General features: G+C 34.2%; 8 protein-coding genes and 4 pseudogenes. 3 read left to right on the forward strand and 9 right to left on the reverse strand.

The genetic code is table 11. The features are described from left to right. Window positions 1-27: 27 nt before the first annotated feature. Both O1Q06_RS02255 and O1Q06_RS02260 read right to left on the reverse strand, forming a co-directional pair. Window positions 28-2,163: a hypothetical protein gene (locus O1Q06_RS02255; protein WP_410542902.1), complete on the reverse strand. Its 2,136-nt coding sequence runs from the start codon at window positions 2,161-2,163 to the stop codon at window positions 28-30. A gap of 158 nt (window positions 2,164-2,321) precedes the next feature. Continuing rightward, complete coding sequence (locus O1Q06_RS02260) at window positions 2,322-3,599, reverse strand: adenylosuccinate synthase (protein WP_410542903.1); 1,278 nt, start codon at window positions 3,597-3,599, stop codon at window positions 2,322-2,324. A 179-nt stretch (window positions 3,600-3,778) separates the two neighbouring features. Between O1Q06_RS02260 and O1Q06_RS02265 the strand changes: the two genes are divergently transcribed. Beyond that, entirely contained in the window at window positions 3,779-5,311 is a 1,533-nt protein-coding gene (locus tag O1Q06_RS02265) for a hypothetical protein (RefSeq protein ID WP_410542904.1), read from the forward strand. Window positions 5,312-5,682: 371 nt separating this feature from the next. On the opposite strand, the gene argB is transcribed toward O1Q06_RS02265, so the two are convergent. From argB to typA, 7 genes and pseudogenes are all read right to left on the reverse strand, one after another. Further along, entirely contained in the window at window positions 5,683-6,621 is a 939-nt protein-coding gene (gene argB / locus O1Q06_RS02270; RefSeq protein ID WP_410542905.1) for an acetylglutamate kinase, read from the reverse strand. After that, entirely contained in the window at window positions 6,596-7,189 is a 594-nt protein-coding gene (yihA, locus tag O1Q06_RS02275) for a ribosome biogenesis GTP-binding protein YihA/YsxC (protein ID WP_007302825.1), read from the reverse strand. The genes argB and yihA overlap by 26 nt, the downstream gene beginning before the upstream one ends. Before the next feature lie 83 nt (window positions 7,190-7,272). Further along, window positions 7,273-8,141, reverse strand: a pseudogene (locus O1Q06_RS02280) (IS982 family transposase). Between the two features lie 81 nt (window positions 8,142-8,222). Next, window positions 8,223-8,855: pseudogene (locus tag O1Q06_RS02285) on the reverse strand (IS630 family transposase); the annotation flags it as partial. Window positions 8,856-8,986: 131 nt separating this feature from the next. After that, entirely contained in the window at window positions 8,987-9,334 is a 348-nt protein-coding gene (locus tag O1Q06_RS02290) for a transposase (protein ID WP_264336399.1), read from the reverse strand. 85 nt (window positions 9,335-9,419) lie between these two features. Beyond that, window positions 9,420-10,646, reverse strand: coding sequence for a CCA tRNA nucleotidyltransferase (locus O1Q06_RS02295; RefSeq protein WP_410542906.1), 1,227 nt, complete (start codon window positions 10,644-10,646; stop codon window positions 9,420-9,422). Window positions 10,647-10,989: 343 nt separating this feature from the next. Continuing rightward, entirely contained in the window at window positions 10,990-12,819 is a 1,830-nt protein-coding gene (gene typA / locus O1Q06_RS02300; protein WP_410542907.1) for a translational GTPase TypA, read from the reverse strand. Between the two features lie 167 nt (window positions 12,820-12,986). Here typA and O1Q06_RS02305 point away from each other — a divergent pair. Continuing rightward, window positions 12,987-13,295 (forward strand): annotated as a pseudogene (locus O1Q06_RS02305) (IS982 family transposase); the annotation flags it as partial. Window positions 13,296-13,385: 90 nt separating this feature from the next. Beyond that, a pseudogene (locus O1Q06_RS02310) lies at window positions 13,386-14,391 on the forward strand (IS630 family transposase). The last annotated feature ends 121 nt before the right edge of the window (window positions 14,392-14,512 follow it).

Genomic DNA, 14,512 nt, shown 5'->3' on the forward strand with positions numbered 1-14,512 from the left:
TGTGAGTATTCCTCTTGCAACTTATCTCTATATAATACGAGAGGAAAGCAAGTTACCTACTTTTCTACTCTCTGCCACCTTCTCAACAGAACTTATAGAACTTATGTTAGAAGATAAATCATTATCACAACTTTCCCCATCGCTATCAAGTCCACTATCAAAACTTGAAGATCTGGATAACTCTGTCTTCTTTTGTGAGGCACTATTAGGCTCACTAAAAACGTTTCCTGCTAGAGTATAAAATTGATGATTGAAGCTTCTTTGTTCAATAGAACTCATGTTAGAAGATAAACCATTATCACTACCATATCCGACATCAGAGCTTGAAGATCCGAGTAACGTCATCTTTTCTTCCAGTGGAACACAAGACTCATTATTAGTCTCATTAAAAATATTTCTTGTTGGAGTATAAAATTGATTATTTAGGCTTCTTTGTTCATCAGCATGAATTTTTTCTCCCAGTCCATCAGCTATTTCTACAACTTTATCATCCCATTCATTCTCACACTCTAGTTTGCTTCTTAACTCTTCAACTTCCCATGCTAGTTTGTATATCCCTTGTTCATAAGATTCCAGTTGTGCTTTATGCTCATCTTTCAACTCTTGCACTTGAAGTTTTAAATTGCTTATATACTGCTCCTTTTCCTTCATTATGTGTGCTGCTTCTTTTAATTTGTCTTCTAACTCCTTCTTTTCTGTATTAACATCTTTTAGCTTACCCTCTAGCTTTCCTTTTGCTTCACATACATTTTTAAGTTCTTGTGCTTTCTCTTGTAACTCTGCTAACACACTTGCTAACTTTTCATTTTTTTTGTGCCAGTTCAGTTTGCAATTCTGTGTTTTTCGCTCTTCTTTTCCAAAACTGTTTTGTAAATCAGTTATTTGTTGTGAAGCAACTTCTGGTTGAGTTTCAGTGTGCTGTAAATTGACTTCCAATGCATTGCTATTAATAGAAGGAGAAGAAGGAAGGCTATTATCAGCATCAACTTTATGATCTAACTTCCCCTCTGGTTCCTTACCTTGATAAGCCACCATAGATTCATTGTAAAAATTAATAGGAGTAGCCCTATCCTCTTCTAGTGATTCCATTACAGCATCATATAAGGAGAGACCTTGAATATATAATTCATCGTTTTGCTTTATTAATTCTAGAATCTCCTTCGATGACACAAAATCTTCACCATCAAATTTTAGTACTTCAGTTATGCCATCACTACTCACATTCATAATCATGGTACACATTCCGGATCCATGCTTTACAGGCCAAGTGCTTGTCATTTCATAACATGCACCTTCTTTAAATTTATAATATCTTTTCTTATCTTTTTGATGAGCGTGTATTTCATGTTTTTTATTGCAATAGATATTCAGTTCTTTAATATCTTTCTCTTGCTGTAAAACTTCACTAATCTTTGTTGGCTCACTCTTATCGTAATTAATAAGGTTAATATTCAAAACTCTATGATCGTTACCAGTTTCTGTGTAATAAGCTTGAAGCTCTACGTCTTTCCTCTCAAAATATTTACTTGCAGCTTTTTTTCCCTGCTCTGCCAATTCTATGCATTTATTTATATCTTCCTCAAAGCTCTTATTAGCAGACTCTGTTACTGCTTTATCTATGTACGTTTGTTTGAAATCTCTATCGTTTATTAGGTTATAAAAACTCCACTCATCCCCAAAAGCCCTCTGCACATAAGTGAAATTCTTTTTTTCCTTTAGTTTTCTTAAGAACCACACCTTTTCTTTAAGATTTTTCAGTTGAAAGCTTATCCTTGCCTTTACACTAGAGTTTTCTGCGGGAATACTAACTTCTTCTAATTCTTTAAATAATTTATTATCTTTTATAATTGAGTAGCAAAACTTCACAATAGCAGAATTTGCAAACGAAGGATCTTTTTTTATACCTTCATCAAGAATTTCTTTAAAATGTGCAAATTGAGGTAGAACATAAAAATTTATTATTTCTTTTTCTGATCTCGTTTTGTTAGCATGAGAGATATTATCTAATTGTGAATATAACTCTTTGAATGTATGGTAGATAAGTGTAGAGTAATAAACTTCCCTATTCAGTGAAGTTGGTCCTATACAAAAATGCTTTTCAAATTGATCACCTATTTTTCCTGCATCTACTGCTTTATCTCCCTTAGTCAAACCTGCAATCATAATACGCCTCCTTTAACTATGTTTATATTATAACAATCAACATGTATTTAAGAAAAATCACACTGCTCACTGTACGTTTACGCTGCTACTTTGCATAATAGATTGCTTGAAGTCACACAAGTATCGTTTTTTATTGGATAAAAGTTAACAAGACGTTTTCATAGATTTTTAATCTCAATAACATCCTCTCTTTTTGGACTGGTTGAAATTAGATGAATTGGTACACCTATTAATTCTTCTATTTTTCTCACATATTTCATCAAATTTGCAGGTAATTCCTTAACTGACCTTTTGCCTTGAGTTTTCTCTTTCCAACCAGGAAATTCTTCATATATTGGCTCTAATTCTTTTTGTATTGAATGTGATGCGGGTAAATAATCATACATCTTTCCGCCATACTTATAACCAGTGCCTATTTTAATAGTATCAAAAGAATCAAGAATATCTAATTTGGTTAATACAGTGCTTGAAACTCCAGAGAGTTGTACGGCCTGGCGCACTAAAACTGCGTCAAACCATCCGCAGCGCCTTCTTCTATTGCTTACTGTTCCAAGTTCCTTACCTATAGAAAATAAGCTGTCTCCAATCTCGTTATTTTGTTCAGTAGGAAATGGACCATTACCCACTCTTGTTGTATACGCTTTTGCTACACCAATAATGTGAGCATTGTAGGATAATCCTGAGCCTGTTATCGCTTGCGATGCTACGGTATTACTTGAAGTAACAAAAGGGTAAGTTCCGTGGTCGATATCTAAAAATGCGCCTTGAGCGCCTTCAAATATTATTTTCTTACCTTCTTTCATAAAATCATTTAGTATCTTCCACACAGGTTTTTTATATAAAAGAATTTTTTCTGAAATCTCTTGAATTTCCTTTAATATTTCTTCTTTTTTAACTACCTGGTAGTTAAGTCCTTTTCTGATAGCATTATGGTAACTCAGGAGAGCATCCACTCTTTGATTGAGCTCATCTGTGTTTTCTAAGTCACAAAGGCGTATAGCTCTCCTGCCAACTTTATCTTCATAACATGGCCCTATCCCTTTGTTTGTTGTACCAATTTTGTGATTTCCGTTTAAATCTTCAAATAGCTTTTCCTTGTCCTTATGTACGCTAAGTATTAATGGACAGCTTTCGGATACCATCAAGTTGTTATAGTTTATGTCCATTCCTTTAACTTTCAATGACTCTATTTCTGAGACTAGAGCATGTGAATCAAGAGCAACACCGTTTCCTATAATAGATATTTTGTCCGCTCTCAAAACAGCAGAGGGCAGTAAATTTAATTTATAAACCTCATCATTTATTACTATAGTGTGCCCTGCATTATTTCCTCCCTGAAATCTCACAACTACATCTGCATTCTCAGAAAGATAATCTACTATTTTACCCTTGCCTTCGTCACCCCATTGCAGACCAACAATTACAATATTATTCATCACTATTTTCTAGATTAATACGTAAATATTAATGCAGCATGCTACAAATGAAAAGAGAAATCTACGCCTTTCCTATATCCCTAAAATAAAGAAATAGACTATCGACTTTTTTATATATTAAAAAATTATTCATCATTATATGGTACAACTTACAGCATATTTATAGTAAGGTGTTAATTATGAAAGAGGCAAAGAAGAGTCCGGTAGTTAGATTAAAGACCACAGCTAAAGAGTTCGATTTTAATAAATTAAGAGCAGATCAAGCTAATAAATTAGCAAATTCTGGTGAAACAATGTTCTTAGATTTTCAAAGGATGAATTTTATTATTAACGAAAAAGAAATAGATAAAAATTTTATTATTGCACTTAAGGAAGGAGCTAAAGATTATAAAAATGAGATTTTTAACCGTGATAATTTTGATAATCTCTCTGAAGAAGGTAAAGCTTTTATGGAACCAGTACTTAGGGAGCTTGATCAAGATAGACTATCTGAAGTTTGGGAAAATCATTGTAATAGCCCTACAGTTGCTGATGAGAAAAAAATTGATGAATATAGAAAGGAATTTGAGAGATTTTATAACGCAGGGAGAAGCTCTTATCATCTATTCTCCAAAAAAGATTACCGTGCATTAGCAAAGGAAATTTTCAAGGAAATGTTCAGGTACGCTGGGGCAGAAGTTCCAAGTAATGCTATTTTAGAAGAGCTAGTCACCAATTGTAATCAAGCAGGGTATGAAGCTGGTATATTTAATGAATCTCATGCAGCACTCAGTAGTTGTAGCTTGATTCCACATAGTCCTAAAAAAGCGCTAAACATTTACTGCACTGATCACAACCACATAAAAGTGAAGTCTGATATGGCAATGCCTATAACCACGCTTAACAATCCGAAAGAGAAAATATGTGACCTATCCAGCTCATTAGAATTCACACTTGAATCTCAAGATAGCAAAAATGGTATAATATATAAAGAAGGTAAGTTATCACTTACTATTCCTGAAGAGCTAAAAAACTATAAAGATAATGGCAAGAGCTTGTTTGACATTATTAAAGAATATTTTCAGAAATTCTGTGCAGAACTAGGATTTAAATATGAGACAAAAATACAAATAGAGCATGACTTAGGTACTCAAATCAAAGTAAATAACTATTTAGATGGTACGATATCAACCATAGGATCAGATGCAAATAAAGAATTTATTAATCTTTTAAGCAAAAACCTCAGAGAGAAGTTATTGGAATCAGGAGTTGCTCTAGGAGGTGAAGATGTTGATGATATTATTGAAGTCAGAGTATCTGCAGTTATGGATCTACTGCGTGATTATACTAAATTGGAAGATAATAAAGAAAACAGAGAGTTATTAATAAGTGAAGTAGCAGATAATTTAGGGCTTTCCACTCAAGATAAAACAGCATCAGAAGTATTGATGGAATTAAACTCTTTACCTTCTTCGATAAAAGATCAGGCTAATCATAATCAAGTGCAGTTTGTTGTAAATATTTTTACCAATTTAATTGTTGAAGGAAAAAGCGAAGTATACAAAGAAAAAAATGCAATTAATGCAATTGATGCAATTCATCAGAAGATAGATAAGGCAATTGTTGAGCAAGAAAAAAGAGCAACCAACAAACAAGATATAGAGAATGATAAATGGACAGATAAAATAAAAAAACAGAGATTATCTATGGAATCACATGGGCACTTGCATTAAAGATACTGTGTACAGAGGCGTAGTATGCTCAATTTTCGCCTTTCATTTAAAGCACTCAAATTGACCAAACACACTCAATCCAAAGCGTTTGTAGATTCGATATCTTGAGTAACTTGACGCAGAGAGAATTGTATACCTTAGTCAACTTTTCTAGCGGTATCCATAAGGTAAATCATTATTTGAGTGTTACACCCAAGCCCTCTTTATTTTCCTCTGTTATCAAGCTAAAAATACCATTTGGTTTCATTATGTATACGAAACCATTATGCTTGCAAGAAAAAAAACCCTAAAAAACTGGAAAAGAGAACAGGAATTTGACATAAGCTATTCCCAAATTTTCAATGTTCATATGGTTATAAGCAGTACAGCTATTAATCATCCATTATTGATATACCTGAATTATTCTCAGTAAATAAATCAAGTATAATGTTAGGTACTCTACCGTCAACTATGTGAACAACCCCTGCACATTCTTCTACCATTTTAATATATGACATAAGCCTTTCAACAAATTTTTCTCCTTTAATTTTTCCACAATCAATCGATTCTTTTAAATTTTTAATCAAGACTCTTCCATTGCCAACTTTGTTTATTTCTTCATCTGTATCACTCAAGATTATCATTTTAGATGCGTAAACTGCAAGTGCAATTGCATTTGCAGTGCTATCAGTATCAATATGATATGTTTCTCCATTTTTTCCATAACCGATAGGTGCAATAACTGGTATAGAATCTGATTCTTCAATAAAGAATAATATATCAGGATTGATTTCAGTTGGTCTACCGATAAATCCCATGTCTAGTATTTTTTCAATATTATTTAATCTATTTTCCCTAAGCGTAGTGCTTATCTTTTCAGCTTTTATGAGGTTGCCATCTTTTCCACATAGTCCAATAGCTGAACCACCAGCAGCATTTATATGCTGAACAATTTTTTTATTAATTGAACCACACAGTGCCATTTCAATGATTTTCATAGTGCTTTTGTCTGTAAGTCTGACACCATTTATAAACTTATCATTCATATCTAGCATTTTTAACACTAAGTTAATTTCATATTCTCCGTCATGAACTACCACCGGATTTATACCAAGCTGTTTCAACAGAACAACATTATGCGCAAAAGCACTAAGCAGCGTTTCATCTGAGATTATTACACTGCTGCATTTGATGATAAAAGTTTCGCCTACAAATTTAGGTATGTTAGACAGAACTTCAAATAATATTTCTGTTTTTTCCTTCAATGGCATCTTACCATTTAAAGATTCATCACTTTTCATTTTTTTATCTTGTAAATTTGAAAAACTCATCTCTTACCTTGGTGATTTTATGCTTAACACGAATGCTTATTTGATGAATTGATACATGTTCATTATTAACCCACTTTTGAGTATTTTCTAGAATAGCATTTAGACTTTCCTGATTCACTTTATCTATTTTTGTTAGCACAATATTAAAGTTAATATTATTACATATTAACCAATAAACAAAGTCTTTGTCTATTTCTTTTAATCCTACCTTGCTATCTATAAGCACAAACACTCTTTTTAGATTTCTCCTGTGAATTAGATAGTACTCAATTAGGTTTAAGTATTGTACTGCTTCTTCCTTGCTTGCACAAGAATAGCCATAACCCGGTAGGTCGACAATCCTAAACTTATCATTGTACATAGAGTAAAAATTTATTTGTCTAGTGCATCCAGGTTTAGAAGAAACTCTTGCAGCTTTTTTGCTGTTTATCAGCAAGTTGATTAAACTTGATTTTCCTACGTTTGATCTACCAGCAAATGCAATCTCTGGAGCCGACTCATCTGGTAATGATTTTTTGTCTGAAGCTCCAAATATGAAGCTGCAGATTGATGTTATCTGTTTTGCCATTGTACTTATACCAATTCTCATTATTAATGAACCAAATAAGAAGCATAGCAGAGTTGTTTAACCGTGGAAACGCTAATTCTGGATTAAGGAAGGAAGAAAGTATAGGAAATGGAAGGCTTTTTGGATTTCAAGGAATAGGAAATGAGAGTAGAAAAGATGTGAACCAAGAAATTAACGGGAGATCTATGGCGAGTATGTTCAATTTCAAGTCTATTTTTGAGGTAGCCAAAAATCGTCTCAATGATCGACCTTTTTCTCAGCAAAATCTTTTCATGTAGTGAAATTAATGCGTTTTTCATCCCCTTTTTCACCTTGGTAACAAGTTTCAAACCGCGGTTAAACAACTCTTGGAAAAGCTCTTTTTTAATATAGCCTTTATCACCAAACAAAAGACCGGTTAATTTCTTAGTTAGGTTTGCTACAGGCTCTCTATCGTCAACATTACCTCTTGTAAGCGTAAAAGCTTGAATTTCACCTTTCTCGTTAATTATCAAATGTAGTTTAAAGCCGAAAAACCAGCCATATGTACTCTTGCTTAATTTTGCAATTCCAGCAAAAACCTTATTTCTTGATATTCTTTTTGCATGGCAAACTGCAATAGGAGTTGTATCTATGTATGAGATTCCAGTAAGTTCTGACCATCCGCAAAGGCACTGTAATAGCATGGCTAAATGCCACAAAACCCTGGACTTTAGAGCAACAAACCTAGTGTATGAAGGCAACTTCGAAAACTCTGTTTGTAGAGCAATGTTAGGTAATGCAGGTAGAAAGCCTTAAAATTTTCACAGGGAGATTGCTGATACAGGAGGATTATTGTGATAATTTCCGAATGTGTAATTTTTGGCACTCTTGTGGGTTTTTTACCGTTTGGCAGTAGTTTATCTGCAAAATTTTTCTCTATATCTCTGCAAAAATCATCGACCAGACAAAACAGTTTTGTTATATCTTCCATGGGTAACCTCATCTATTTTTTTCTATTTGTTGAGTTTACCCTACTCTCCTGACTTTTCTATTCTCTTTTTAATCCAGAATTAGCGTTATAGAGATAAAAATTTTCCCTACCTAATTTTACCTTAACCTGTGTCCTACTGCCTTTTTTAAACCACCCATGTCCAACTTTTGAATGTGTACCAAACCGTGATTCATCGAAGAAAAATAGCTCTTTTTCAGAATGCATGACAATAGTTTCATTGAGGTTTTTTTTAAACTCCTCTTGCTTGTTTTTATCTTGTCCACTATGAACTGGTCTTGGTGTGATATATGAGAATTTCATTCTTTGCATATTACGATGTATTGCGGATTTGCTGATATTCAAACCAAATCTTTCTTGGATTCTTATTCTCATTTCTCTAATAGTAATATTGGGGTTTTCCTCTATCCACAACTCAATTCGTTCAAGTTGACTTTGGTTCAATATAGTTTTTCTACGGCGTTGAGGTGGAGCAAATAATTTTTCTTCTCTTCCAAATTTTATGTGCTTTATCCATGTAGTAATTGCCTTTCTCGAAATGCAACATATTTTTGCTACAGCTGTTATACTGTGCTTTTTTGCTGCAATTGCAGCATTTAGTTTTTTTGCAACATACGCATTATTTCTTACTCTCTTCAGCATCTCTTTTGCTGATTTCACCACTTTTTCATCCAATAATTTTGATCTTAATGCCATCTAAACCTCGCTATTTTACTTACTTCAGTATGGCTTTTTTTCCATTATTTTCTATTCGTTGCTTGTATAGCGGGAATTGGTATAAGATGCTGGAATGGTCTATTTTTGAGATTTTATCAATAAATTGCTGCCTATCTTCTTGATTGCGCTCTTGATATAGTGTGACTTTTTTTTAAAGTAATTTTTAGCTGTTTTAGTCTATACCAAATTGAATTTATTCCAAATCCAAGATTTTGTTTCATCTCTGCCAGAGTATGATCTGGATTCTTTGTAACATATTCTTCGAGTATTTTTGGGTCTATTTTTCGAATAAAGCTACCGTTTTTAGATGGCTTTAGGCTTTCACCAGCAGCTTTCTTTTTTAACCAGCGGTACAGCGTTGCTATTCCTATCTCCATGAGCTCTGCTATCTCAACCTTTGTCTTCCCTTTTTCTATCATCAATACTGCCTTTTCCCTTAAATCCACACTATATGCCATTATAACTCAAATACTTTATTATACCTTTATCATTTACTTTAGGAAATACTATACTTCATCAAACATTCAGGGATTAGCTAGATAACTAGAGTAGGCTCTTAGCATAAAGTATTAGCTCCTCCTTTGTTAAAGTGTAGGAGCTGTCTTCCCAGTGTTGTCGTAGCAATTCCAAGTTTCTACCTAAATTTTTTCCCGGTTGATGACCTATAGTTATTAAATCATCACCAGATAAAGGAAATTTTGGAATATTGAATATATGAGCAAATAAAATATACTCATCAACATTTATTCCAGACTCAATACCACAAATCTTCATTAAGTCACAATATAATTCCTTACCAAATAAAGATATATATTTCTTTTGCTCTTTTTCTGAAAGCTCTGTTTCGATATTGTTTGATAATAAAAATAATATTTTTTTCTTTTGCTTATTTGAAAGACGTAAAAACTTACTCACTTCTTCCCCAAGACTAATCCTATCTTCAGCAGTCCTAATAAGCAACGCTAATTTTGTTAGTGCATCGATTGTGGGATCTAGGAAAGGCGTATGGACATACGCTGAGGGTTTTGTAGGAGGTTTAGTGTTGATAAGAAGTGGTGAAGATAAAATTTCGCATTTTACTTCTTTTGGAATAATTTTTTGTAAAACATCAGATTTTTGCATGCTCTTAAGTGTTGGAGCAGGATCATTGCATTCCAAGAGTTTAAATATTTCTTCTCTTATCCTCTCTCCAGAGAGGTTTTGAATCATGTGTGAATGCTTTTTGCACACATCCAATATTTCATCACTTAAATCTCCTATGCATATTTTAGCGTGAAAACGAAACGCTCTTAAAATACGTAGATAGTCTTCCTTAATCCTATCTTCAGCGTTGCCTATGAAGTTTAACTTTCGCGCTTTTAAATCTTCAATTCCACCAAAGTAGTCGTATATATGGCCATATTTGTCTTCATAAAGAGCATTAAACGTAAAGTCGCGCCTTGAAGCATCAGCTTGCCAATCATTAGTAAATTCTACCTTCGCATGTCTACCGTCACACTTTACATCATGCCTTAGCGTTGTAATCTCAAAGGATCTTTTATTTAAAATCGCAGTAATAGTTCCATGTTTTAAGCCAGTTGGAATAGTTTTTATATTACGGAGTTTTAACGCTTTAACTGCTTGATTAGGCAGCAGATTAGTAGCAAGATCAATGTCGTGAATTTCACGCTGCAAAATTGAATCTCTAACACATCCACCAACAAGTCTTGCCTCACCACCAAATTTCTCTATGGCCTCAATAATTACACTAGTTTCGTGATCAATTTGCATTTAGGTTACACATACTGAAAATCATGTTACAAAAAATGCGAAACTTTTGCAAAAGTCCTCATATAAAAATATATAGGCAGGAGAGTGGTAAAATAAGAGGGTAAAGTGATAGAGTAAGTCTACAACAAATCCAGTGCCTAGAAACTTATAAGTATAAAAGTAATACAACGTTTCTTATAAAAAGCTAGATTCCAGCGTCACGCGCTGGAATGACATCTTTCTACAGACAATAGCCTTCTCTTGTCATCCCAGTACCTGCTCAAGTAACTGACACTAGTTCCCTTTATGATGGTGTTATTCGAGTAGCTGACACTGGCATCCAGATTTTTATCAGGAACGTTGATTACTCTTTATTCTTCGCCCTTCCTGCACGTTTACGTTCATTTGGATCGAGGAACTTCTTACGCAAACGTATAGATTTTGGAGTTACTTCTACTAATTCATCATCGTCTATATATGCTATCATATCCTCCAGTGTCATTATTTTTGGTGGAGTAAGCTTTATAGCTTCATCGCTACCTGAAGCTCTTACGTTTGTTAATTGCTTACCTTTAAGTACATTTATTTCTAAATCATTGTCACGACTATGCTGACCGACGATCATGCCACAATATACTTTATCCTGTGGCTTAATAAACATAATTCCCCTATCTTGCAGATTGAAAATTGCATACGCTACTGCTTCGCCTTTGTCTGTTGAAATTAAAACCCCATTACGCCTTCCGGAAATTGAACCTTTATGTGGAGCATAACTGTGAAATAAACGGTTGATTATACCAGTGCCGCGAGAATCAGTTAAAAATTCTCCTTGATAGCCAATTAATCCCCTTGATGGCACTAAAAATGTCAACCTAGTTCTGCCACTACCAGAAGGTCTCATGTCAGTTACTTCACCTTTTCGAAAGCTAAGTTTTTCCATGATGATTCCACTATACTCATCATCTACATCAATTACTACTTCCTCTATAGGTTCAAGTTTTTTGCCATCTTCTTCTTTAAACAGCACTCGAGGCCGTGAAACTGAAAGTTCAAAACCTTCCCTTCTCATATTTTCAATCAGTACCCCAAGCTGCAACTCACCACGTCCACCTACTTCAAATGCTTCACCACTTGGAGCCAAAGTTACAGTAATTGCAACGTTTGTTTCTGCTTCTGCATATAAACGATCTTTTATAACAGTTGAGGTAAGTTTTGTTCCCTCTTGCCCAGCAAAAGGTGAGTCATTAACGCTTATAGTAATCGCCATTGTTGGCGGGTCAACTGGAGTTGAGCTGATCGCAGTTGTAACTTCTGGTGCTGCTATAGTGTCTGAAACTGAAGCTTTCTCAAGTCCTGCAATGGCAATGATATCACCAGCTACAGCTTGCTCTACTGGAACGCGTTTTAAGCCAGAAAATGAGAGTAACTTAGTTAATCTCCCTCGCTCAACCACTTGACCATCAAGATCAATTACCTTAAGATCTGAGTTAACTTGCGCGATTCCTTGGTAGATCTTTCCTGTCAATATTCTGCCAAGAAATTTATCAGATTCAAGTAAAGTAACTAGCATAGCAAAAGGTGCATTTTGATCATAAACGGAAGGTTTTATGTAATCTATCACCGTTGAAAATAATGGGCTTAAATCTTTTCTCTCATCAGATAGCTCCTTAGCACACCAACCATTTCTACCTGAAGCATAGAGTACTGGAAAATCTAGTTGCTCGTTGGTTGCATCAAGGTTAAAAAATAACTCATATATTTCATTTAGTACTTCATCAATTCTGCTGTCTGGTCGATCAACCTTATTGATTATCACAATCGGTTTTAAATTCGCCTTTAGTACTTTTGACAACACAAACTTAGTCTGTGGCATTGGACCTTCTGCAGCATCAACCAGTAGTAATACACCATCTGCCATGCAGAGCACCCTTTCCACTTCTCCACCAAAATCCGCATGTCCTGGTGTATCAATGATATTGATTTTCTCATCACCCCACATTATTGACGTACATTTTGCAAGTATTGTAATCCCACGTTCACGTTCTTGATCACCACTATCCATCACTCGTTCTTGAACTTCTTGATTCTCACGAAACGTGCCACTTTGTTTTAACATGTTATCAAGTAAAGTAGTTTTTCCGTGGTCAACGTGTGCAATTATTGCAATATTGCGGATCGATTTAAATTCACTCATTTCTTATCATTTCAAATTTAATTTAATAACAAGTATACGTATAATATATTTAGAGTAAATAACTAAAGCCGTGCTTTCAGAACGCTAATTCTGGATTAAAAAGAGAATAGAAAAGCCAGGAGAGTAGGGTAAACTCAACAAATAGAAAAAAATAGATGAGGTTACCCATGGAAGATATAACAAAACTGTTTTGTCTGGTCGATGATTTTTGCAGAGATATAGAGAAAAATTTTGCAGATAAACTACTGCCAAACGGTAAAAAACCCACAAGAGTGCCAGAAATTACACATTCGGAAATTATCACAATAATCCTCCTGTATCAGCAATCTCCCTGTGAAAATTTTAAGGCTTTCTACCTGCATTACCTAACATTGCTCTACAAATCAGAGTTTTCGAAGTTGCCTTCATACACTAGGTTTGTTGCTCTAAAGCCCAGGGTTTTGTGGCATTTAGCCATGCTATTACAGTGCCTTTGCGGATGGTCATACCAATTCCCGCTATACAAGCAACGAATAGAAAATAATGGAAAAAAGCCATACTGAAGTAAGTAAAATAGCGAGGTTTAGATGGCATTAAGATCAAAATTATTGGATGAAAAAGTGGTGAAATCAGCAAAAGAGATGCTGAAGAGAGTAAGAAATAATGCGTATGTTGCAAAAAAACTAAATGCTGTAATTGCAGCAAAAAAGCACAGTATAACAGCTGTAGCAAAAATATGTTGCATTTCGAGAAAGGCAATTACTACATGGATAAAGCACATAAAATTTGGAAGAGAAGAAAAATTATTTGCTCCACCTCAACGCCGTAGAAAAACTATATTGAACCAAAGTCAACTTGAACGAATTGAGTTGTGGATAGAGGAAAACCCCAATATTACTATTAGAGAAATGAGAATAAGAATCCGAGAAAGATTTGGTTTGAATATCAGCAAATCCGCAATACATCGTAATATGCAAAGAATGAAATTCTCATATATCACACCAAGACCAGTTCATAGTGGACAAGATAAAAACAAGCAAGAGGAGTTTAAAAAAAAACCTCAATGAAACTATTGTCATGCATTCTGAAAAAGAGCTATTTTTCTTCGATGAATCACGGTTTGGTACACATTCAAAAGTTGGACATGGGTGGTTTAAAAAAGGCAGTAGGACACAGGTTAAGGTAAAATTAGGTAGGGAAAATTTTTATCTCTATAGTGCAGTTAATCCCAGAAATGGAGAGAATTTTAGCTTATTTGCACCAAACGTCAACACTGATTGTATAAATATATTCCTTGAACAGATGTCGTAATATTTAGGAATACGAAAGGCTTTTCTCTTGATGGATTGCGCTAGTTGGCATAAGTCAAAAAATTTAAAGGCACCTAAAAATATCGAAATTATATACCTACCACCATACTCACCTGAACTCAATCCTGTTGAGAGGTTTTGGTTATATATAAAACAGAACATTTTACGCAATAAAATCTACGATACAATTGTTCTGCTTGAATGCGCTTTGTGTAAATTTATTACCTCTCTTTCCCCTTCCACGGTTAAACAACTCTGCTATGCTTCTTATTTGGTTCATTAATAATGAGAATTGCTATAAGTTATATACATAACAATCTGTGCAATGAAAAATATAACTTGATATTGTGGTTCCCTGTTTTTCAGTGTGCAGGAATTTTAACCTATTTCTCATTAAATTTTGA

Source organism: Wolbachia endosymbiont of Tetranychus urticae (assembly GCF_046529255.1).
Taxonomy (GTDB): Bacteria; Pseudomonadota; Alphaproteobacteria; order Rickettsiales; family Anaplasmataceae; genus Wolbachia.

Bases quoted from the DNA above. Each gene is read 5' to 3' on its own strand.
- O1Q06_RS02255 (WP_410542902.1), bottom strand. From the start codon at position 2,163: ATGATTGCAGGTTTGACTAAGGGAGATAAAGCAGTAGATGCAGGAAAA.
- argB (WP_410542905.1), bottom strand. From the start codon at position 6,621: ATGAGTTTTTCAAATTTACAAGATAAAAAAATGAAAAGTGATGAATCT.
- typA (WP_410542907.1), bottom strand. From the start codon at position 12,819: ATGAGTGAATTTAAATCGATCCGCAATATTGCAATAATTGCACACGTT.
- yihA (WP_007302825.1), bottom strand. From the start codon at position 7,189: ATGGCAAAACAGATAACATCAATCTGCAGCTTCATATTTGGAGCTTCA.
- O1Q06_RS02260 (WP_410542903.1), bottom strand. From the start codon at position 3,599: ATGAATAATATTGTAATTGTTGGTCTGCAATGGGGTGACGAAGGCAAG.
- O1Q06_RS02295 (WP_410542906.1), bottom strand. From the start codon at position 10,646: ATGCAAATTGATCACGAAACTAGTGTAATTATTGAGGCCATAGAGAAA.
- O1Q06_RS02265 (WP_410542904.1), top strand. From the start codon at position 3,779: ATGAAAGAGGCAAAGAAGAGTCCGGTAGTTAGATTAAAGACCACAGCT.
- O1Q06_RS02290 (WP_264336399.1), bottom strand. From the start codon at position 9,334: ATGGCATATAGTGTGGATTTAAGGGAAAAGGCAGTATTGATGATAGAA.